Annotated in this window: 21 protein-coding genes; 6 read left to right on the forward strand and 15 right to left on the reverse strand. The window is 58.0% G+C overall.

All coding sequences use genetic code 11. From position 1 onward, the window contains the following. Positions 1-163: 163 nt before the first annotated feature. The 3 genes from PQG80_RS22700 to PQG80_RS22710 all read right to left on the reverse strand — a co-directional run bounded on the left by PQG80_RS22700 (position 164) and on the right by PQG80_RS22710 (position 2,849). Positions 164-328 carry a hypothetical protein gene (locus PQG80_RS22700; protein ID WP_271753938.1) on the reverse strand — a complete coding sequence of 55 codons (165 nt, stop codon included), beginning with the start codon at positions 326-328 and terminating at the stop codon, positions 164-166. A gap of 37 nt (positions 329-365) precedes the next feature. Next, on the reverse strand, positions 366-1,625 hold the full coding sequence (locus tag PQG80_RS22705; RefSeq protein WP_432432799.1) for an erythromycin esterase family protein: 1,260 nt from the start codon (positions 1,623-1,625) through the stop codon (positions 366-368). 132 nt (positions 1,626-1,757) lie between these two features. After that, on the reverse strand, positions 1,758-2,849 hold the full coding sequence (locus PQG80_RS22710; RefSeq protein WP_271753940.1) for a threonine aldolase family protein: 1,092 nt from the start codon (positions 2,847-2,849) through the stop codon (positions 1,758-1,760). Between the two features lie 145 nt (positions 2,850-2,994). Between PQG80_RS22710 and PQG80_RS22715 the strand changes: the two genes are divergently transcribed. Beyond that, on the forward strand, positions 2,995-3,882 hold the full coding sequence (locus tag PQG80_RS22715; protein ID WP_271753941.1) for a deoxyribonuclease IV: 888 nt from the start codon (positions 2,995-2,997) through the stop codon (positions 3,880-3,882). A gap of 50 nt (positions 3,883-3,932) precedes the next feature. Here the strand turns inward: PQG80_RS22715 and PQG80_RS22720 are convergent, their stop codons facing one another. The 4 genes from PQG80_RS22720 to PQG80_RS22735 all read right to left on the reverse strand — a co-directional run bounded on the left by PQG80_RS22720 (position 3,933) and on the right by PQG80_RS22735 (position 8,559). Next, positions 3,933-4,583 (reverse strand): FusB/FusC family EF-G-binding protein, encoded by a 651-nt coding sequence (locus PQG80_RS22720; RefSeq protein ID WP_271753943.1) that lies wholly within the window; start codon positions 4,581-4,583, stop codon positions 3,933-3,935. Positions 4,584-4,787: 204 nt separating this feature from the next. Next, a complete protein-coding gene (locus PQG80_RS22725; protein ID WP_271753944.1) occupies positions 4,788-5,702 on the reverse strand; it encodes a polyprenyl synthetase family protein in 915 nt (304 codons plus the stop codon). A gap of 14 nt (positions 5,703-5,716) precedes the next feature. After that, positions 5,717-6,352 (reverse strand): response regulator transcription factor, encoded by a 636-nt coding sequence (locus PQG80_RS22730; RefSeq protein WP_271753945.1) that lies wholly within the window; start codon positions 6,350-6,352, stop codon positions 5,717-5,719. Beyond that, positions 6,349-8,559: a sensor histidine kinase gene (locus tag PQG80_RS22735; RefSeq protein ID WP_271753946.1), complete on the reverse strand. Its 2,211-nt coding sequence runs from the start codon at positions 8,557-8,559 to the stop codon at positions 6,349-6,351. Before PQG80_RS22735 ends, PQG80_RS22730 begins: the two co-directional genes overlap by 4 nt. 183 nt (positions 8,560-8,742) lie before the next feature. Here PQG80_RS22735 and PQG80_RS22740 point away from each other — a divergent pair, with 183 nt between their 5' ends. The 3 genes from PQG80_RS22740 to xerS all read left to right on the forward strand — a co-directional run bounded on the left by PQG80_RS22740 (position 8,743) and on the right by xerS (position 10,807). Next, positions 8,743-8,937, forward strand: a complete 195-nt coding sequence (locus PQG80_RS22740; protein WP_271753947.1) for a hypothetical protein — start codon at positions 8,743-8,745, stop codon at positions 8,935-8,937. Positions 8,938-9,167: 230 nt separating this feature from the next. Beyond that, complete coding sequence (gene sda / locus PQG80_RS22745) at positions 9,168-9,524, forward strand: sporulation histidine kinase inhibitor Sda (RefSeq protein WP_271753983.1); 357 nt, start codon at positions 9,168-9,170, stop codon at positions 9,522-9,524. A gap of 194 nt (positions 9,525-9,718) precedes the next feature. Further along, positions 9,719-10,807: a tyrosine recombinase XerS gene (gene xerS, locus PQG80_RS22750; RefSeq protein ID WP_271753948.1), complete on the forward strand. Its 1,089-nt coding sequence runs from the start codon at positions 9,719-9,721 to the stop codon at positions 10,805-10,807. 44 nt (positions 10,808-10,851) lie between these two features. Here xerS and PQG80_RS22755 read toward each other — a convergent pair whose 3' ends face one another. From PQG80_RS22755 to gluQRS, 5 genes are all read right to left on the reverse strand, one after another. Continuing rightward, entirely contained in the window at positions 10,852-11,166 is a 315-nt protein-coding gene (locus PQG80_RS22755; protein WP_271753949.1) for an MTH1187 family thiamine-binding protein, read from the reverse strand. Position 11,167: 1 nt separating this feature from the next. Beyond that, positions 11,168-12,190: a phosphotransferase gene (locus PQG80_RS22760; RefSeq protein WP_271753950.1), complete on the reverse strand. Its 1,023-nt coding sequence runs from the start codon at positions 12,188-12,190 to the stop codon at positions 11,168-11,170. Position 12,191: 1 nt separating this feature from the next. Next, positions 12,192-13,481 carry a stalk domain-containing protein gene (locus PQG80_RS22765; RefSeq protein WP_271753951.1) on the reverse strand — a complete coding sequence of 430 codons (1,290 nt, stop codon included), beginning with the start codon at positions 13,479-13,481 and terminating at the stop codon, positions 12,192-12,194. Between the two features lie 240 nt (positions 13,482-13,721). Continuing rightward, the gene (locus PQG80_RS22770; protein WP_271753953.1) at positions 13,722-14,264 is read right to left on the reverse strand and encodes a GNAT family N-acetyltransferase; all 543 of its coding nucleotides are present in this window, start codon (positions 14,262-14,264) and stop codon (positions 13,722-13,724) included. Between the two features lie 17 nt (positions 14,265-14,281). Next, entirely contained in the window at positions 14,282-15,292 is a 1,011-nt protein-coding gene (gene gluQRS, locus PQG80_RS22775; protein WP_271753954.1) for a tRNA glutamyl-Q(34) synthetase GluQRS, read from the reverse strand. A gap of 153 nt (positions 15,293-15,445) precedes the next feature. On the opposite strand from gluQRS, the gene PQG80_RS22780 reads away from it, so the two are divergent. After that, positions 15,446-16,117 (forward strand): response regulator transcription factor, encoded by a 672-nt coding sequence (locus PQG80_RS22780; RefSeq protein ID WP_271753955.1) that lies wholly within the window; start codon positions 15,446-15,448, stop codon positions 16,115-16,117. Beyond that, positions 16,117-17,331, forward strand: a complete 1,215-nt coding sequence (locus PQG80_RS22785) for a sensor histidine kinase (RefSeq protein ID WP_271753956.1) — start codon at positions 16,117-16,119, stop codon at positions 17,329-17,331. Before PQG80_RS22780 ends, PQG80_RS22785 begins: the two co-directional genes overlap by 1 nt. A 65-nt stretch (positions 17,332-17,396) precedes the next feature. On the opposite strand, the gene PQG80_RS22790 is transcribed toward PQG80_RS22785, so the two are convergent. The 3 genes from PQG80_RS22790 to PQG80_RS22800 all read right to left on the reverse strand — a co-directional run bounded on the left by PQG80_RS22790 (position 17,397) and on the right by PQG80_RS22800 (position 21,529). After that, positions 17,397-19,079: a methyl-accepting chemotaxis protein gene (locus tag PQG80_RS22790; RefSeq protein ID WP_271753957.1), complete on the reverse strand. Its 1,683-nt coding sequence runs from the start codon at positions 19,077-19,079 to the stop codon at positions 17,397-17,399. Between the two features lie 254 nt (positions 19,080-19,333). Continuing rightward, entirely contained in the window at positions 19,334-20,794 is a 1,461-nt protein-coding gene (locus PQG80_RS22795) for a rhamnulokinase (RefSeq protein ID WP_271753984.1), read from the reverse strand. 75 nt (positions 20,795-20,869) lie between these two features. Continuing rightward, positions 20,870-21,529, reverse strand: coding sequence for a class II aldolase/adducin family protein (locus PQG80_RS22800; RefSeq protein ID WP_271753958.1), 660 nt, complete (start codon positions 21,527-21,529; stop codon positions 20,870-20,872). Between the last annotated feature and the right edge of the window lie 8 nt (positions 21,530-21,537).

Consider the following 21,537-nt stretch of genomic DNA (forward strand, 5'->3'; position numbering starts at 1 on the left):
CGCGAATCATAGAGGAGCGATTTGACTTTCGACAGGGACTTTTTTGACTCCCGCTACCGAACGGCAACAAAAAGAGGACCGAGCAGCATGGTTTGCCGCTCGATCCCCTATTTTGAAAAACCGCCCGCGCGCGTATCCGACGGTTCTTGTTGCGCAGTTCGGCTTATTCCCTCCGCTTGCCCGACTCCAACGTGCTTTTGTTGTATGGCCCCGGACTCACTTCCGGCGGCTCGATCGTGACCGGCTCGTCCGTTTCCCGCGTCACGTGAAGATCGACGGCGCCGGCTTGCTCGGTTTTCAGGTCCTGCAGTTCTTTTTCGTTTGGCATGGGTTCGGCTCCTCTGCTCTATTCGGGTATGAATCTGCTACGGATGCGCGAGCTCGGGCGCGAGGGGGGATAGAGCGTCCGTACGGTCCAGGTAAATCAAAGCATCGTAGCGCTTGGCCAATATCGTAGGCACGTAATTACCCCGTTCGTATTCGGGATGGTAAACGACCCCGATGGCCCGATGTCCTAACGCGATCTCGCTTAATATGCCCGATTCGACGCCCAGCATCACCAGCTTGTCCTCCGGTCCGATCCGGTGGAGCATCTCCTCCACGCTGCCTGTCATGGCCGGCGGAACCGTCATGACCTCTTCCGGCTCCCCCCAGGCGCGGCCCGCGATCACGGTGCCCCGATAGGAGGAGAAGCCGATCGCGTATACCTCGGATCCATGCCGCTCGCGCAGCAGCTGGCCGACGTTGACCATGCCCTCCGCGGCCATGTCGGTCGCCCGCGCATCCCCGACATGGGTGTTGTGCGCCCAGACGATGCAGCGCGCGCCTTCCCCGTGATAGGTCATCAGCCGCTCCAACGCATCGACCATGTGTCGGTCCCGCACGTTCCATGAACCCGCGTCCTGCCGGATCATCGTACGATAGTAATTCTCGGCACCCTGCACGGCCAGCGCGTTCAGCTCGGCGCCCAGCGTATCCTCCCGATCGCCCGGCGCGGCCTCCTTCCACCGGTCCTGCAGCTTGCGCAGCAGCGCGACGACCTCATCCTCGCAGCCCTCGCCGTAGAAGTTGGCCGCGATGCCGTACTGCTGCTCCTCCCGTCCGTGCGGCTCGAAGCATTCGAACGCGCGCCTCGCGGCATCCAGATCCGAGCCGTCTTTGTCGCCGAGGTACTTCAGGATCTCGTCCATCGACTCCCATAGACTGTACAGGTCAAAGCCGTAGAAGCCCGCTTTTTCGTCCTCGGGCTTGTCCTGGTTGTATTCCCGGAGCCATTCGGCGAAGGAGACGATCTCCCGGTTCGCCCACATCCATGTCGGCCACCTGGTAAAGTCCCGCAGCGCGTCCGCGGCATCCGATCCGGCTCCCGTCCGGCCTTTCACATAGCGATTAAGCGCGTAACACGAAGGCCAGTCCCCCTCCACGGCGATAAAACGAAATCCCTTCTCCGCGATCAGGCGCTTAGACAAGTCGGCGCGGTGCGAGTAGAATTGCGACGTCCCGTGCGAAGCTTCGCCGATCAAGGCATATCGGGCACGGCCCGCTTGCTCGACGAGATCTTCGGCTTGAGCCGGCCCATGGTACGGAACCGCCGCATTCGTCAGCGCCTGCAGCGCGTCGTCCACATTTTTTCGCAGGATGAGCTCCCCCCTCGCATTGGCGTTGCACGATGGACTCGTGACGATCAGCTCTATGATCACCCATCCAGGTTCGGCGTATGTAAATGGAAGCCGTGGGGGTTGCGCATTTTTTTGAGCTTACTCGCTTAATTTCTCTCGCAGCAGCCGGAATGCCGCCTCGAGCTTGTCCTTGGGCACGTCTGCGTACCGGTCGCCGACGCTGACCTCGTACGCGCTGCGGTCGTCGTCCAGCGCCTTGACCCACGAATTGAGTCCGACGCCCGTCGCCTCGCATACATCGGCCAGCGCCTGCTCGAGCGCAGTTTTGGGCAAATCGGCATGCACATGGAACATATTGCATACAGGCACTGCCGGAACAGTTCGTATCGATTCGCCCGCATCGTTATATAGGCGCGCGAGCTCCAACGCCTCTTCGTAATACTGCGCCATTTTGCCGATCCGCCGGTCAAAGTAGTGGTCGGAGCTCACGATGTACGGATACATGCTGATGAGATCGCCGCCGTGCCGCCGCTTCCATACCTTCGATTGGTCCGCGAACGCTTCTTCCCCTGCCAAGATCGCCCCGGCGATCCCGCCGAGTCCTTTGTAAAACGAGACATAGACGCTATCGAATAACGCGCAAATTTCCGCAGCCGTCTTCCGATAATAAGGCAATATCTCGAAGAGTCGCGCGCCGTCCAGGTGAAGCTTGATGCCGCGGCCGCGGCAATGCCATGCGATCGCCTCCAGCTCGTCGTACGAAGGCAGCTGTCCGCCGATCTCGCGCTGGGGCAGCTCAAGCAGCAGACAGGCGACATCGTCGCCGAGCTGCCGGACGTCCGCGAGCCGGATCAGTCTGTTTTCGTCCGCCAGCAGCACCGTTTCGATACGATGCAGCTCCTTCAGGCCGTCTTGCTCGTGAATCTCCAGATGGCTGAGCGGGTGATAGGCGACCTTCCTTTTACCCGATTCATCGCACCGGATGCGCAGCGCGATCTGCTGCGCCATCGTACCGCTAGGGAAAAATACCGCCGACTGCTTCCCTAAATACGCGGCCATTTTGTCCTGGAACCGTTCGATCGTCTCGCCTTTGCCGTACATATCGCTCTCTTCGAGTCCGTCCTTGCCCTCGAACGCTTCCAGCAGCATCCGAAAGTTCCGTTTGCCGTGGCCGACGACCGGATATTCGCTTTGCTTAAAGGCTTCTGCCAACGTCATGCTGCTTTTCATCGTCTTCCTCCTTGCATTCCATTTATCCAGTATAACACGGGAATCCAGCATGCTTTTTTTGGCATTAGACCAAGCTGCGTGCAGGCGCGTAGAATAGGAATCGAAGCGTCGTATTCATACAGTTCACGCCAGAGGAGGGATTGCCTTGACGCCGCTCATCGGCTCGCACGTGTCCATGTCGGGCTCTAAAATGCTGCTTCAAGCCAGCGAAGAGGCTGCCTCCTACGGCGCCGACACCTTTCTCATCTACACGGGCGCGCCCCACAATTCCCGCCGGAAGCCGATCGAGAACCTCAACATCGAACTCGGACGGGCGCATATGAAAAAACACGGCATCTCCAACATCGTGGTCCATGCGCCGTTTATTATCAATCTGGCGAACACGGTAACCGCGCGCACGTTCGAGTTCGCCGTCGAGATGCTGCGAACCGAGCTCGAGCGGACCGAAGCGCTCGGCTCGCGCCAGCTCGTCCTCCACCCGGGCTCGCATGTCGGCGCAGGCCTTGATGCGGGCATCGCGCGCATCGTCGAGGGATTGAACGAGGCGCTCGGCGAACGCCGCGACGTCCGGATCTCGCTCGAGACGATGGCGGGCAAAGGGACAGAGTGCGGCCGAACGTTCGAAGAGCTGTCGCGCATCATCGACGGCGTCGTCCATAACGACCGCTTGTCCGTGTGCTTGGACACCTGCCACGTACACGACGCGGGTTACGACGTGGTCTCCGACTTCGACGGCGTATTGCAGGAATTCGACCGCATCATCGGGCTCGAGCGGCTCCAGGTCCTTCACCTCAACGATTCCAAGCATCCCCGGGGCTCGCGCAAGGATCGTCACGAAAATATCGGTCATGGCCATATCGGTCTGGAAGCCCTGCGTTACGTGGCCCGTCATCCCCAGCTTCGAGGCATCCCCAAGCTGCTCGAGACGCCGTCCATGGGCCCGAAAAAATACGTCAATCCGCCGTATAAACACGAGATCGCGCTGCTCCGGGGCGAGGTCGACGCCCCGGTCTTAAAGGCCGCCCAACGCTGACCCGTCGCGCAAAAAAGACGGCGGATCGCTCCGCCGTCTCTCTCCTACGCCTACTTCACGATTTGGCGCACGAATTGCTCAAGCGCGGTGAGATCGGTAATATTCTGGTTGCATACCGCGCTATCGATGCACATATATTGGCCGAACGCTTTGTAATAATCGGGCGACGCGTGAGCCGGCCTGGACTTGGCGATCGCCGTGAAGAGCGCGACCTCCGTCTGCCGGTTGCATGCGAAGCAGGCGCCCTTCTTGTTCGTCGGCGTGATCCGGCCTTCGACGCCCGCAAGCCGATCGTCCAGCCCATAGACGATGAACTGCTTGTTCGCGGCGATATCCGTCCAGCCGAGATAGGAGAGGTCCCGCATGTTCATCGCGGCAATCTCCGGCAGCTTAAGCTTCTTGATCTTGGGGAACAGCTTCTTCAGCTGCTGCTCCGTGCCCGGCTCGAACGGGATCCGGACGGTATCGAGCGCAGCCAGATATTGCTGACACTCGTTCGCCGTGCTAAGCTCGGACCCGCGGTTCAGCATCTCGCGCGCCGCTGCGTCCGCGTCCGGGAACGCCTCCGCGATCTTGCATTGTATATTGGAGCGGACCGACGCCACGATCTTCGGGTCTGCGACGGTCGCGCAGGTACGCTGCAGCAGCTCGATTTGTTTTTTAATCAGATTATATTGGTGGTTCCTAATGAACGGTTGCATGCTTGCTCAGCCCCTTATATTGATTGATGCCTCCATAAGGTGCAAAGCCCGCGATCAGAAACGATATGAACGCGCTTGGGCGATCCGTTAATTCGATAAGACCGGCCTCATGCAAAGTATCGCCCCTGTAGCAGGCTTTGCATGAGTGAAGCTCATCCCGGCAAAGTGATTTGCCATCCTCTACCGCCCCCCTCTCACCTAGCATTATACCGCAGCTTCGTAATCCGGGACAAACAAGTCCCTGAACCGCCCCGCCCAAGGCTCCTCGAGCGGCGGCAGCAGCGCGTAGAGCTCGCTCGCCTTATCCTTGTACAGCGCCTGAACGACTTTGCAATATTCGATGCAGCCCGAATCCCGCACGTACTGCACGAGCGCCGGCTGATTCATTCTGAATGCCTCTTGGGAGATCCCGCCCGCATAGTACGAATCCAGCTCGGGATATTCGGCATGGCTGTCCTCGAGCAGGAAAAGAATCGGGAGCGTGCGTTTTCGATGGATGATATCGTTCTTGTAGTCGAGGCGCAGCACGTCGCGCGCGTCGTTCTCGATCTGGGATACGATGCCGGCGCATACCGCCAGTTGGTCGAGCGTCGCGAGATGGGCGGGATCGATCCCGTCTACGAGCGCGTACCCCATATACACGGCCAGCTCGACCAACGCGCCCGACTTGCTCGCCACCATGTTGAAATATTGCTCTTCCGTCGTGACCGTCCCGGCGATATCCGCCTGTTGGCCATCAATGGACCGCGCCAGCAGGCTTGCGATTCGGGGCGCGACGTCTCTCCCGCAGCTGCCCAAGATCGCCGCGAACATGACGAGCACCGCGTTTAGCGTCATCGCGGGATCGCCCGTCATCCAGGGCCGCTGCGGGCTGTCCCGGTCCTGCAGGTCGTCGACGATATCGAGCAGCAGGACGATGAGCTCCGTCAGCGCCGCGTGACGGTCCAGCAGCGGCGAGTCGCCCCCCAGCATTTGGTGCGTCGTGCGCGTCATCTCCGACCACATGGCGTCGTCGTTTTCTTTTTCCCGGATAAACGCCTTTAGCAGTCCGTTCAGCGCTTCGTCGGTCGCATATTCGTCTACCATTCGGCACAGCTCGTCCTTGACGGCAGCTTCCATTCCCGTATTCCTCCCTAGCTATTGTATTGCGGACCCTGTACGAACTTCTCGATGGCCTGGGCTCTCGTCTGCACGCCGAGCTTTTCGTAGATTCTGCGCAGATAGTTGTCGACCGACCGCTTGCTGATATACATCTGCTCCGCAATCTTCTCGTACGTATCGCCCTTGATGATGAGCGTCATGAGCAGCACCTCCTCCTCCGACAGCAGGAGCTCCGCGACATCCGCGTTCGAGGCGCTCTTGAGCTGGTGCAGCAGGCTCTGCGGCAGAACGACATGATTGTCCAGCACGCAGGCGACGATGTGCTTCAGCGTCGATTCGTTGACTCCCTTGGAGATGATGCCGCTGATTAGATTGGACAAGAGGCAGGGCAGCAGGTCGGATACGTCTACGCCGGTGAAAATAATAATTCGCAGCTGCGGATGCGCGGCCTTCAGCTGCTCCGCGACCTGCGTGCCGCTCAGATCGGGCAGCTGATAATCGAGAAGCACCAAGTCTGGCGTCTCGGCCTCGCAGAGCCTGATCGCCTCCTCGCCGTTTCTCGCGATTCCTGCCGCTTCGATCCGATCCATCTGGGCCAGCAGCTGCAGCGTCGCTTGCGCCATCAGCGGATGGTCGTCCACGACGATCGCTTTCGCTTTGCGCTTCATGCGGTCATTCCTTCCTTAAGGGGCACTATGGCATTAAATGACATGCCTCTTCCTTTGTCGGACGTAATCTCGAACAACCCGCGCATCGACAGAACCCGGCTCTTGATCTGCTCCAGTCCCATGTGGGTGCCTCCGATCTCCCTTACGGCGGCCTGTCCCGAGGCGAAGCCCACGCCGTCGTCCCGGTAATGAATCGTGAGCTTGCCATTCACCGCCTGAATACTGAACACGACCTTCGTGGCGTTCGCATGCTTCTTCGCATTGTTGACGAGCTCCTGGAACACGCGGAACAGATGCCGCTTCATTTCCATATCGCAGGATTCGATGAACTCCGTTCCCGCCGCCTTGAACTCGATATGGAAAGGCAACGTCGACCGTTCCAGCTCCACGAGCTTGTCGATCGTCCGCACCAGCCCCATCTCCTGCAGCAAATAAGGATGCAGCTCGAAGCAGCTCTGCCGCAGATTCATATTGATGACGTCGATATATTCGAGCAAGCTTTCGGCTTGTTCCGTGTCCACGCCGTTACCCTCGTATTTCTCGATCAAGGCCGAGAGCTTGCGTTTAAGGAAAAACAGATCTTGCATGGTGGTATCGTGAAGATCCGTCGCGATCCGAAACCGTTCTTTCTCCTGCAGCTCGAACATGAGCTTCCTGAACCATGCGATCTCGTCGGAGGACCTGTCGGTCGGCACCCGCGATACCAAGCTTTCTAATTCGTTCGATATTTTGCGGATCAAAAACAAGTTCTCCATGCTTACGGACAAATAGGAAGTAATGAGATTCAACCACTGCGTTTCTTCGGTTCCTAAAAAAGTGTTCGACTTTTTCTGAGTAAGGACCAGATAACTCTCGTAATCCTGATTGCGAGTCAATTCAAACTTCAATAAATCACTTGGCGCCGAGGATCGCGCATGGATTAAATCTTCAACTTCGCCGTGCTCGATTTGTCCCTCGCTTATAATTTCGATCGCCTGGTTGTATTTAAATACGATGGCTCCCCCGGAAACCTGCAAAATATCGATGATGTCCACAAGGATCAGCTCTCTCAATTCATGAAAGCTTGATATCAAGCCGAGTTTTTTCGCGATCTTTTTAAGCGAATGCTGTAAGTAATACCTTCTGGGATATACGACCCGTTCCAGACGCGTGGTTAGATACTCTAATGAGTAAAGCGTCACTGAAATAATCGTTACCGTGCATATAAAGGCCAGAATCAAGTGCTCGGCTTTGGCCTTGGCGGAAAACAAAGCGGATATCATGCCGATCGTCAGCAGACTCGGTACGATAGCCAAAGTCGTCGTCAAAGCAAATCTCCTGACGACAAGGTCGATATCGTAAATTTTTTTAGAAAGCAATAGATAAGTAAAGGACAAAGGGAAGAGCAAAATGAACCAAGTCGTATATTCCGTGTTGATCCATTCGTAGCCGAAAACGATTTTGGATAGAAATGAAAAACACACGATAGGCGCAATCGAAATGATAAAGAATATGCCGATCATTCTCAGCAAGGTGGAAATATAAGGATTTAAATCTTTATTTTTTTTATAAACGACGCTCACCACGATAATATCGATCAGAACGCCGGCCGAAAAGAATACGAGTTCATAGACAGCTTGGAAGCGATGAATTTGATAATTAAAATCAAGGTCCAGAAAATAAAAGAGCTGTGAAAACATACTTAATCCTATGAGCCCGTACGCGTATTTTAAATATTTAGTGCTAAGCTTAATGCCGCCCTTCTCTTTAATGAACACAATGATGAAATGAATCAATACGACAGGGATCCATTTCATCCCGAGACCGATCGTAATCTTGCCTAGAACATCGCCTCTGATTGAAGCCCCTAAGCTTATGAAGGTCATGGCTATACTAAAAAAGACGAGCGATAAATACTTGGCGGACGAGGAGTTGCCGATCGCCGCGAGTAACACGACAGAAACGAATAAACTGCACAAACCTTCAATCAATGCCGAGATATCCTGCGCCGTCAGTCTGGGCATATCTTTAAAATTGATGCTCAACGTTTGGTTGTTCTGATAAACGACGATGTTTTCAGCCTGGTCTACCGTTCTCCACTTTTGAACGGACGGGTGTGCGGCAACGTCTTTTCCGTCGATGGTTAGAATACGGGCTCCTTCTTGAAGGCCCGTCTTCATCACGGCGCTTCTAGCGTCGATCCCCGTAACGATCCATTCGCCATCCATTTGTTTGACTTCAAAGTTTATATAAGGATAACGGAGGATGACAGACGCAAACCAAATTACAAATAAAACGCTAACAAAATATATTATGCTATACCTTCTATTTTTCGACAATTGACTTCCTCTTTTCACAAATAATATGATATATTTGAGTAGGAATACATAATCTTCTAGGAGGTTTTGACTATGTTATTAGTAAGCAACTCGTCTCAGTTAAAGCAAGGGGTTAAGGCTCTAAAAGCTCAGAAGGAAATCGACGCGGTCAATGCCAGCTCCGCCTACCTAGACGACCTTTCTCTGAGCGTTCAAGAAAAATCGGCGCTTCAAAAAACTTTTTCCGTTAAGTACGATAATAAGATTGTTTCTGGAAACTGGTCTTAAGTATTTAAAACTTAATGGTCTCATGCATAGCCTATAGGCTATGCTTTTTTTTTGTTTCAAGCATTTATGCTATTTTACGGATCTATGCATCCCTCTTTGCATCATTACGCAAACGAAATGCACTGACAACCCCAATAAATTACAGGTAAACTTTAACATATATCCAACAATCCTTCAAAGAAAAAATGGCATTTTTACCATATCGAAAACGAGGTATGCAGGTGATTACCATGAAATATGTAAAAGAGTACGACGAAGAATTGTATGTATCCTTGGCCGTTCAAACCGTCCTGCACGAGAATGCGCGATCGCTAGACTTGAAGCAGGAGGATATTTTTAATATCGCGGATCAAGTCCAGGACGAGATCATTCTTTTTAAAAAAGCCGCGGAGGCGGTACAAAGCCCGTCCGGCAAAGTCATTCCGCAAATGAGGTTTATCCTGGCGCATCTGCAAGACGAGCATCTGTCGAGCAGCTACTTTGAAGCGCGCTCCCTCGGACTGGATTCCGAATTCGTGCAAATGCTGCGCACCGAGATTATCAGAAGAGGGATCACCTATTTAAAACGCGAGGATTTAGAGCATTAATTTGTCGAATTCGACACTTTACTGTCGTTAAATATCGGATGCGCCCCTCCTTGATACAAATGTTGGTAGGGGCATGCCCACTTGGTTTACATAATATTTATTTAGACATCTCCTTTTCCTAATTAGCTTACTATTTCTCGGATTCCAGGCTCTGGTATAATAGAAGCATCCTATGTAGCCGATGGAGCGATTCGATGAACCTGCAGAAAATCAAAGACCGCGCGCAGTTGGACAGTCGCGTCCCCAGTATGCCGTGGTATGTGGAGAAATTTATCAATTACAAGCTGCCGGACCTCTCCCCCTCCTCGCTGCTCGAATACGTGCGGGATTATGAGACGTTTTTTCTCTGGCTCATGCGCGAAGGGCTGACGGAAGCGGAAAAAATATCAGATATTCCGATCGAGGTGCTGGAGCGACTGAAGATGGACGAGATCGACAGCTTCCGCATGGAACTGTCGACGCGGCGAGAGCATGCGAATACGCGCACGACGATCTCCCGCAAGCTGTCGTCGCTGCGATCGTTGTTCCACTATCTCAGCCAGATCGCGGAGGATGACGACTTCTATCCCCTGCTCAAACGGAACGTAATGGCCAAAGTATCGATCAAGCGAACGCAAAAGCCCAAGGATACGGCGGCCAAACTGGAAGGCAAGCTGCTGCAGGAGGAGGAAATCGCGGAGTTTATCGCTTATATCGACGAGCATTATGCGACGGACGTCGCCAACAATAAGCAGGCAAGCTACGCCCATGAGCTCAACCACACCCGCGATGCGTGCATCGTCAGTCTCATCCTGAATTCCGGACTGCGCGTATCGGAGCTGGTGAACCTGAATCTGGACGATCTCGATCTCAAAAAGAAACTGGTATACGTATACCGAAAAGGCAGCAATGACGACACCTTTAAAACGCCTGTCTTCTTCCGGCAGGACGCAACGGCGAATCTCGAAGCTTACCTGCAGCAGCGAGAGATCAGGTATAAGGCGCCGAAACGAGAAAAAGCCCTCTTCCTCGCCTTGGCTAACGGCAAAAAAGAAGGCTCTCGCATGACGAAGCGCGCGGTTCAGGAGATGGTCATCAAATACGCGAAGCGATTCGGCAAGCCCTATCTGTCCGTGCACAAGCTGCGCCATTCGTTTGCAACCGATTACTATTTATCCAACGACCTCTACAAGACGCAGGAGCAGCTCGGACATGCCTCGCCCGAGACGACGCAGATCTATGCGCATCTGACGGACAAGACGATGGAGGAAGCGATTGACAAGCGCCGCCCGACGGAAGCGTAGCCTTATTCGCATACACGGCTGAGCGACCCGATCGCTCCCCTTTTTTATTGCGGACGATTCAGTTTCTGCGTTACCGCCTCGAGCTTCTGCGCCATCGTCCCCCGCTTGTCTCTGCGGTCGTCGATCGTGATCGAGGTAGATACACGCATCGCGCCGCTGGCGAAGGGCGTCTCATGCATCAGCCGTATGACTGAAAGTACCTCGTCCAGTTCTCCTTCGATAATGGTGCTCATCGGCGTCAACTGATGCTTGATGCGGCCGCCTGCCTGCTGCAGCACGCGCTCGACTTCCGCGACGTATTCGCTCACGCTGGTCGAACCGGTACCGATCGGCACGATCGTCACCTGTACGATGGCCATATTACGCCCTCCCCCTCCCCATCAGCGTATCCCGCAATAAATTTCGAATCCTCGACGCCTGACGGCTCAGCGCCGTTAGTCCTGCATCCGTCTCCCGCGTCTGTTGAAGGAGCACGGCCGCGTCGTCTACGCCGCTCAAGTATCTTCCCAGAAAGTGCACGAACACATCCAGCCGGCGCAGCTTCATGAGGAGCGGCAGCGCCTCGATTTCTTCTGCGCTTAAGCTGACGATATTCGCGTAGCTCCTTAAAAAAGCTTCTGCGGCCAGGAAATGGTCCTCCTCCCCCATCCACCCGGCCAGCACGACCGCAGGTTCCATCGCGCGCAGCTCCATTGTGCAGAACTCGAAGTCCAGAATCGCCGCGATACGCGTCAGGTCCTGAGGATCCGCAAGCAAGTTGGAGTCGTTCACGTCGCCGTGGACGAGCTGATGCGGCAGCGCCCGTATCGCGGGCAGCGCGGCCTCGAACGCGCGCAGCGCCTCGCCGATTCGCCCGAGTTCTTCGCGCTTACCGGCGAATTGCGCCGGCGGCGTCTCGCAAAAGGAAGCGATGACGCTGCCCGGGCAGGACGGATGCGTGCGCTCGAGCTCATAGCAGGGCCAGTAAGCCGGCGACGCTTCCGGGCGCAGATCCCTTAACGCAAGCGACAGCCTCCCGACCGCATCGCCGATCGCGCTGGCGACGATGGGATCCGTCCCGTCCGGACGGACGCCCTCGGTGTAGGTGAATAGGGCGGCATATCTGCCAGTACCGTCGGTTAGCGTCGCGAACGTCGCGCCACTAGGCATGGCAACCGGCCGCGGCACGGCGAACGGCAGCCCGCATGTGCCCAGCTTCAGCAGCACCTCGTGCTCGAACGCGATCTTATCCGCATCCCGGTGGGTCTCGTAGATGCGCAGCACGCGCTTCACCCCGCACGCGTCCTCGGCGATGCGCGTCGTGTTGTTCCAACCGCTCTCGCCCTCTGACACGCTCCAGCGCATTACGGGTTCATAGCGGCTTAATATGGACGCGATAGGCATGTTATCCTCCGATCTTGACCACAGAGCGTCCGATCGCGGTACGCTCCGCGTCGGTGAAAATGCCCAATCTCCAGAATGCCGCGCCGCCAAGACCATGACGCTTGACGAGCCCGAGCTTGTCGTTCATCGTCGACTCGTTCTCCGCGTCCAGATTGATCGCCAGCATCAGCTTGGACCTGGGGGCGCCGGTCGCGATCGCCCTGCGGATCGCCTCGTCGACCTTGGCATTGGACTGCGGCTGCTTGTTGGCATCCACGGTCTGCTCGTAGTCGTACGCCATGATGACGAGCTCGTCCGCGAGCTTGGACAACGCGGCGTAGTCGTAGCCCTTGTACTCGCCGTTCAGCGGCGGTACGGCCAGCGATACCTTGATGCCGTCCGGCTGGACGGCGGCGACAAGCTGCTTTACGTACGCATTCAACGTCGACTGCGCCATGATCGGGTCGTCATGCCAACCGAGTCCTTCGAAGTCGAGCATGATGCCGCCGAATTCGTTGTCCTTCGCGAGCGTATGCAGCCTATCGATCGAAGCGTCCCGCAGCGTTTTGTCCGTCAGCATCTTCATGAGCTGACCCTTGCCGTCCTTGCCCAGCACCGCCAGGTAACTGCCCGAGCTGTCCGCGTTGATCTGCGCGACGATGGATTCCGGCGTGTCGTCTCCTGCGGCTTGCGGCCAAAACCAACGTGACCCGGTGGGGTCCTTTAACGATATCTCGCCATTGTAATCGACCTGAGTCCAACCGAAAGCGACGTCGTTCAGATCGCGCGCGATCGGCAGCTGATCGTACGATGCGGTCGCGTAGAAGCCCAAAAGGCGCATCTCGCGCTGCGGCGACGCCACGCGCACCGTCTTGGCCGGACCGTCCCAGACGACGTTCGCACCGAACGCCTGGCTAAAAAATGCGAGCGGCACGAGCACAGAACCGCCAGACAGGACCGGCGCAGCGTTCAATGGATATTTAACGCCATTAATCGTGGCGGATTTCCGACCAAGCGTGAGGATCACTTCTACGGCTTGACCCGAGGCGCCTTTCCCTTTGGCGACCACTGACTTGGTCGCGGGCACCCACACCGCGTTAACGCCAAGCGCTTCGGCCAGCGAACGGAAGGGCAGCAGAAGGGTCCCTTTGCTGTTGATGGGCGGGACGGTTACGGGCAGATTAACGTCGTCCAGTACGACTGTAACTGTAGGCGCTGAGGCGGCTGACGCGCCAGTCGCACCGAGCGGCAGCAGCAGTGCCGAAGCGAGGACGGCCGGAAACCACTTTTTAACTGGATGATTCCAAATCAAGGGACAACGCTCCTTTATCTTCCATGTACGCTATGAATCTCTTCATTAGACGCAATGAAAGATAAGGAGTTGCTAGTTATCCTCTTAAAATTGCTTAAAGACAAAGCTTAAACAAAAACGCATATACTTTATCTCATTAAATAATCGGCGACCTTGATACCCGAAATCGCACGCATGAGGAGCGAGGGGAATTTCCCGCATCTAGTTTACATAATATATTTTATGATGCTTTTAACGATTTTATAATTCGGACCACTCCGACCTCAATAATCCCATTTGAATGACATCCGCATATCGGCCGTTGCGATACAACTTCTCGCGCTGCCGTCCCTCCTCGACGAACCCGCACTTCAGATAACTCCGGTACGCCCGTTCGTTGAAGTCGTATACTTCCAGCTCCAGACGATTCAGATTGAGCTCCTTGAACGCATAACCGCAAAGCAGCTTCATCGCCTCCGTACCCAGCCCCTGGCCGCAACGCTCGAGCGTACCGATGACGATGCCGATGCGCGCGTACCGGTTTTTCCAATCGATCGCGTCCAGCCCGATCTGTCCGATGTACAGCTCCGTGTCCGCCTCCGCGATGACGAAGCCGCGGTTGTCCGGCCGCTGGTCCATCATGTCGGCGAGGAAGCTCTCCGTCGACTCCAAGCCGTGCGGATAAAGAAAAATATCGGATAGAAACCCCGTTATGCCTGCGTCGTTCACCCACTGGCGAATCGGGACGAGATCCTCGTGACGATATTCGCGCAGTCGCACGCGCGATCCGATAATATGCGGCATTCGTATGCATCCCCCTTTTATTCATCGATTGGTCCGGATCGGGCGTTTCCCTTCAAAAGGTCCATCCAGTCGTCCGGCAGCGTGACCGCCTGACGTCGGACGGACGAGAGGTCAAAGGTGGAGACAAGTTCGCCGGGCGTCGTCTCCTCGATCCGGTCGCGCAGACCGGCGAGCCAGGCCATGAACCCCACCAGCCGCTGCGGCCGGACGCCCAGCGACTCGCGGATATCCGACAGCGACACGGAGCCGTGTCGTTTGGACAATCTGCTCCCGTCTTCGCCGAGCAGCAGCGGCGAATGCGCGAACCTCGGCGGCGGACTGCCCATGGCTTCGTAGAGCGCGAGCTGCCTTGGCGTCGAGTCGAGCAGGTCCCATCCCCGCAGCACGTCCGAGATACCCATCTCGATATCGTCGGTCACGACGGCCAGCTGATAGGCGACGATGCCGTCCGCCCGCTTCACGACGAAGTCTCCTCCGGCCCCCCCGGAATACGTAAGCTCGCCCGCGATTCCGTCCCTGAACCGGTAGATCGCAGTCTCGCTCATCGCGAACCGAAGCGACGGCGTCTTGCGCCTCGCCCGCTCCTCGCGCTCGTCGGCCGTCAACGCCCGGCACGTGCCCGGATACGCGGGCCCCTCGGATGCGAGGCCATGCGGCGCGTGAACCGCCCCCTGCAGGTCCGCCCGGCTGCAATAGCACGGATAGATCCGTCCTTGGCAGGCCAACTCGGCCAGCGCCAGCGCATAGCGCCCGGTTCGCCTGCTCTGTTCATAGGGCGCATGAGGGCCGCCTATATCAGGCCCCTCGTCCCAGTCGAGTCCAAGCCACTTGAGCTCGGTCAGCAGCAGTGCCGCAAGCTCCGGCTTGCAGCGCTGACGGTCCAGATCCTCCATCCGCAGGACGATCTCCCCGCCCGCGGCGCGCATCTGCAGCCAGGCGAGCAGCGCCGTCATCGCATTGCCCAGATGCAGCTTGCCCGACGGCGTAGGGGCGAATCTGCCCCGCAGCGGCTTGTCGCTCCTCATCATCGCCCTTCCCCTTTCCCCGCCGATCGGTCTTGTAGCATAATAGAATTCATATTCAGTTCACATCGCTGATGCAGGATAACGTTATGTATTCCCATGGCAGGCTGCGACGCCGATCGCACCCCTGCTCAATTCGCTGTAAAGGTGGCGAGCGCGATGGCGCGCATTCTTATTGTAGACGATGATCCGCATATCCGCGAGCTGCTCGGGCACTTCCTCATCCGCGAGGGCTTCGAGATTCAGGAAGCGACGGATGGAGCCGAAGCGCTCGCGCTGCTGTCCGAATCTCCCTTCGATCTGGTCGTGCTCGATATCATGATGCCGAACATGGATGGCTGGGAGCTGTGCCGCGAGCTGCGCGCCCACTATGAGCTCCCGGTTCTCATGCTGACCGCGATGGGCGAGACCGCGCAGAAGGTCAAGGGCTTTCAGCTGGGCACGGACGATTATATGGTGAAGCCCTTCGAGCCGGCCGAACTCGTCGTGCGCGTCAAGGCGCTGCTGCGCAGGTACAGGATCGCCGTATCGCATCAGACCCAGATCGGTCGCGTGCAGATGAACCGCCAGACGTTCGAGCTATTGCTGGACGGCCAGCCCCTCACCCTCCCGCTCAAGGAATTCGAGCTGCTCTTCAAGCTGGCGAGCCATCCCGGGCAGACCTTCTCGCGCGATCAGCTCATCGAGCAGATCTGGGGCTTCGACTACGAAGGAGACGAGCGTACGGTGGACGTGCACATCCGCCGGCTCCGCGAGCGATTCCCGGACGACTGCGGCTTTCGCATCACGACGATCCGCGGTCTCGGCTACCGGCTGGAGGCGCTCTCCTGATGCCGGGCGGATCCAGATTGTCGCGGCTGTGGCGCCATTTTGCGCAGAGTCACAAGGAATACCGCGCGCTGCAGAAGGCATTCGAAGCACGCATGCGCGAGCAGCGCCGAAGCGAAGCGAGCGCGATGGGCGGCACGCGGGCCTGGTTCGAGCGTCTGCCCTCTCCGCTGCATTTTCTGGTCGGGGCCAGCATATTCCTTTCCTGCTATTCCGTCCTGTGGTCGATCGCGCACGTGCTGCTGCGCGCCGTCAATCGTCATTGGCCCCTGCCGACCACGCTTCGCGAATATTTGACGCTCATTTTGACCTTTTTCCTGTTCGGCCTCTCTATCGTCGTCATCCGATACCTGTTCCGCCCCGAGGCAAAGGCGATGCAGCTGGTGAACGCGCTGACCGATGCCATGTCCAGGATGGGAAAAGGAGACTTTAACGTCAACGTCGAGGTTAATCCGCGATACGCCGGACAATATTACGAGGTCGTCAAGAACTTCAAGCAAATGGCCGCCGATCTCGGGCAGATCGAGGATATGCGTCAGCAGTTCGTCGCCAACGTCTCGCACGAGATCCAGTCGCCGCTGACGTCCATCAAGGGCTTCGCGCAGGCGCTCAAGTCGGACCGGCTTCCAGAGGCGCAGCGCCAGCACTATTTGGACATCATCGAAGCCGAGAGCGAGCGACTCTCCAGGCTGAGCGACAATCTGCTCAAGCTGACGACGCTCGAATCGAAGCGCCCGCCCTATCAGCCCCGCGTCTACCGGCTGGACAAGCAGCTGCGCCAGGTCGTGCTGGCCGCGGAGCCTCAGTGGCAGTCCAAGCGGCTCGAGCTCGACATCCGGCTCGCCGAGTGCGAGCTTGAGGCCGACGAGGAGCTGCTGAGACAGGTGTGGGTGAACCTGCTGCACAACGCGATCAAGTTCACGCCCGCCGCGGGCGCCCTCGGCATCTCGCTGACCGTGACGGGCGGCACTGCGGTCGTGCATGTCGAGGACACCGGTCCCGGCATCGCGCCGGAGCATCTCCCCCGCCTGTTCGAGCGCTTTTACAAGGCCGACAAGTCGCGCAACCGGGCGGCGGGCGGCAGCGGGCTCGGCCTATCTATCGTTCAGCGGATCGTGCAGATGCACCGCGGGGAAGTGTCGGTCGCGAACCGTCTCGTCGTCGGCACGCGCGTCACGGTGGAGCTGCCGCTCTCGCAGCAGGAGCCGCTTTCCTAAACGAACTAAAAAAGCTGCCGTTCGCGGATCGCGCGAACGGCAGCTTTTTACATACGTGCAATGGATTACAGCTTGAATGCGCTGACGGCTTGCTTGAGCTCCGTAGCGATGCCGGACAACGTCCGGGACGAGTTCGCCATCTCCTCGCTGAACGCCAGCTGCTCTTCGGCCGTAGCCGCCGCCTCCTGCGTCATCGAAGCGGTCAACGATGCCATATGGCCGATGTTGGACACCGATGCCGAGACTTCCTCCGAGCTCGCGGCCAGCTGCTCGGCCGCAGCCGCCGCTTCCTGCACGCGGGAGGAAACCTCGTACGAGGCGCTTGCGATCTGCTTAAACGCCGTTGCCGCTTCGTTAACGGCGGAGCTGCCGGCCTGCACCTCGGCGATGCTCGAGCTCATAAGCGCGGACATCGATTCGACCTGCTCCCGCACCTCGGTGATGAGCGTGTATACGTTGCCGACCGATTCGTTCGTCTGGGTCGCGAGCTTGCGCACCTCGCCCGCGACGACCGCGAAGCCTGCGCCGTGCTCGCCGGCGCGCGCCGCCTCGATGGCGGCGTTCAGGGCGAGCAGGTTGGTACGGGACGCGATCTCCCCGATGATGCCGGTCACCTCTCCGATCTGATGAGACTTGGTCACCAGATCCGCGATCTGCTTGCCGGCATGTCCCACGGTCTGCTCCAGGGACGACATGCGCTCCGTCACGTGGACGATGCGCTGCGTGCCCGTGGTCGCCGCGGATGCGGCGCCGGCGGACAGCTCCGCGACTTCGGATGTCGTCTCCGCGATTCTGCCGACGCCTTCGGCCATTTCCTCCATGACTCTGTCGCACTCCGCCGCGGACTTCGCCTGGCTCTCGGAGTTCACGGCGACCTGGGAGACGGACTCCGCGATCTGGTTGGCTGCGCCTTTATTCTGATCGGAGCCGCCGGACAGTTGGATAGCCGATGTCGCGAGCACCGCAGCGCTGTCTTGCATCTGGCGTACGGATCGGCGCAGATTGGCGACCGTATCGTTCACCTTGCGAAGCAGCGTGCCGAACTCGTCGCTGCGCTTCGTCTCGAACGCTTCGATCCGAAGATCGCCTTCCGCGACCCGTACAAGCGCATCCGTCGTCTTGCGCAGCGGTACGGTGATGTTGCGGATGAGCAGCCAAGCGAGCGCGATGGCCAGCAGGACGATCGCGATTCCCAAGTAAAAAATAAAGCTAGCGCTGACATCGAACAAGCGCTCGCTCTCCGTCACGCTTTTCTCCGCGCCTTCATGATTGAAGGCGATCAGCTTTTCCACATCTGCGTCAAACGCCGAGAAGGTGTCCGTCGTGTTCTTCGAGCTGGCCTGATCCGCGCCGGGCTTCGTCGCCGCGGCGAAGCTTTGTTTGAATGCGTCCCAATCCTTGCGCAGGGTCTCGTACAATGCCTTGTCCTCATCCCCGGTGAGAGAAGACTGATAGCTGTCGACATTTCCGTCAATCTTCGGGAATAAGGCGACCATTTGGTCGTTGGCCGCTTTTTTGCCTGCTTCGTCAGCCGCCAGCAGCGACTGATAGTAGAAATTCGTGATGTTCTGCACGTCGATCTTGATGTTGCTCATCGTCTCGACGCCCATTAGCCAATCCTGGCCGATTTCCTGCGTTTGATCGTTCATTTTAGACATATAAACCAAGCTGATGAAGCCGAGCGCCGCCAGCGCGATGACAATCGCCGCGAATGCGCCTACCAATTTTCTGCCGACCGTCCAATTCATCCGATGTCTGCCTCCTGCCGCACGTCCGGCACCTTAATGAATACGCTACTTATCATCTTATCGGTAAAACGTTAACAAACGCTTAACATTTTAGATCGGTCAATCATAGAATTTTGCTGAGAAATATTGGATTGTGTAAATTTTTATCGAAATTTGTCGAAAGCAACGCCGAAAAAGCCCCGCTGCATCCTAAGCGGAGCTGCGGGGCTGCCTGAACGAATATACATAAATGCTGATCACCATCGGGCTTCCGATCAAGAGTCGCGGAGCGTTAGAAACCGGACATAAGCCTTCTCCCATTGTTCTGAATCGGCAGGTTCGTAGGTCTCCACGGGGAACGATGCCGCGACGAGGCGCCTCGCATCGGCCAGATCGGCCACGGCGCCCTGGGCCACGAACTGCATGAGCAGATTGCCGATCGCGCTCGCCTCCGCCGGTCCCGCCCAGACAGGCCGGCCGATCGCGCCGGCCGACAACCTGCAGAGCAGCTTGTTCTGGATGCCGCCGCCCACCATGTGGAGGCCGCCGAACGTTCTGCCCGTCAGCTGCTCCGCCTGCCCGAGCGCCTGCCGGTAGCGCAGCGCGAGACTCTCGAGAATACAGCGGACGAACTCGCCCTTGTCACGCGGCTCGGGCTGGCCGGTCTCGCGGCAGAAGGCGCGAATCTTGGCGGTCATGTCCGACGGACCGTAGAATCTGGCATCGTCGGGGTCGATCAGGCTCCGCAGCGGGCCGGCGGCTTCGGCCAGACCGACGAGCTCCGGATAGCCGACGGGCTCGCCCGCTTCATCCCACTCCCGTTTGCATTCCTGAAGAATCCACAGCCCCATGATGTTTTTGAGCAGCTGATACGTCCCTCCGACGCCGCCTTCGTTCGAGAAAGACAGCGACAGCGTCTCTGGCGCGAGTACGGGCTCCGACAGCTCCGTGCCGAGCAGCGACCACGTGCCGCATACGAGGTAGGCGAACGGTTCATCGCCGGCGGGTACGGCCGCGATGGCCGATGCCGTATCATGGGAGCCGACCGCGACCGCCTCGACGGACGGAATCCGCAGTTCCTCGAGCACCTCGTCCGACAGTCTGCCGATCGGGGTGCCCGGCGCGACGGGCTCGAGGAACAGGGAATCCGGAATGCCGAGCTCGCGCAGGAGCGGACCGTTCCAGCTTCGCGTTCTCGGGTCGAACAGCTGCGTCGTCGTGGCCATCGTGAATTCGCAGGCCGGCACGCCGGTCAGGAGATAGGTCAGCAGATCCGGCGTCAGCAGCAGCGTCTTCGCCGCGCCAAGCTTCGCGGAGCCGGCCTTGCTCATCGCGTAGAGCTGGTAGATCGTATTGAACGGCATGAACTGGAGTCCGCTTGCGGCGAAGAGCGCATCGGCGCCGAAGCGTCCGCTCAGCTCCTCGATCAATCCTTCCGTCTGCGGATCGCGGTAATGGTATGGATTGCCGAGCAGCTCTCCGCCTCCGTCGATCAGCCCGAAGTCGACGCCCCAGGTATCGATGCCGAGCGTACTCGGCGCATAGCCGGCCTGGAACGTCTTGCGGATGCCCCGCTTGATCTCCTGCAGCAGGCGTAGGATGTCCCAGTGCATATGCTTGCCGACGTAGACCGCCTCGTTCTCGAAGCGATGCATCTCGGCTACGCGGAGCGTACGTTCGCCGTCCCGCGCCTCGGTAAGCTCGCCGATATAGGCGCGGCCGGAACTCGCTCCCATATCGAAGGCCAGCGCGGACGCACTCCGCGTATCGCCGCCCACGGCATTAATCTCGCTCACGGCCTTTTCCTCCGTTTACTTCATTTTTTGCAAGAGCTCGATCCGGTACGCCTCGCTCTCGAGCGAAGCGATCTCCTTGTACTCCGCGTCCGTCAGCGCCTTCGGCGGCTTGATGGCGCTTGCGATCAGGTAGATCTTGGCGCTCTCCTCGACCACCTCGGTGCGGTAGTACGCCTCTCGCAGATTGCGGCCCGTGGTGACGAGTCCGTGGTTGCCGAGCAGTATCGTGCTGTACGCGTTCACCTTGGCTACGACCGCGTCGGCCAAGCGGTCCGTCGTCGGCAGCACGTAAGGCACATAGGTCGTCGTGCCGACGAGCGCGGCCTGGTCCGGGAACATCACGGGCAGCTCCTCGGCGACCAGCGTGAAGGCGATGCAGTACGGCGGATGCGTGTGGACGATCGCGCCGATCGACGGATTGACCCGGTAGGCGTACAGGTGCATGAGCACCTCGGACGACGGACGCAGGCCGATATCGGCGATCTCGCCGCTCTCGATGTCTACTTCGACCCATTGGTCGGGCTCGATCTCGTCGAGCGCGAACCCGCTCGGGGATAGGTACATCTTGCCTTCGTAACGTGCGCTCAGGTTGCCTCCCGGTCCGACGACCAGCTTATTGGACACCGTCTTGCGCGCGTATTTGCACAGCTCATTGCGAATATCCGTGGCGCTCATTTGCGTGT

Source organism: Cohnella rhizoplanae, from assembly GCF_948329515.1.
Taxonomy (GTDB): Bacteria; Bacillota; Bacilli; order Paenibacillales; family Paenibacillaceae; genus Cohnella; species Cohnella rhizoplanae.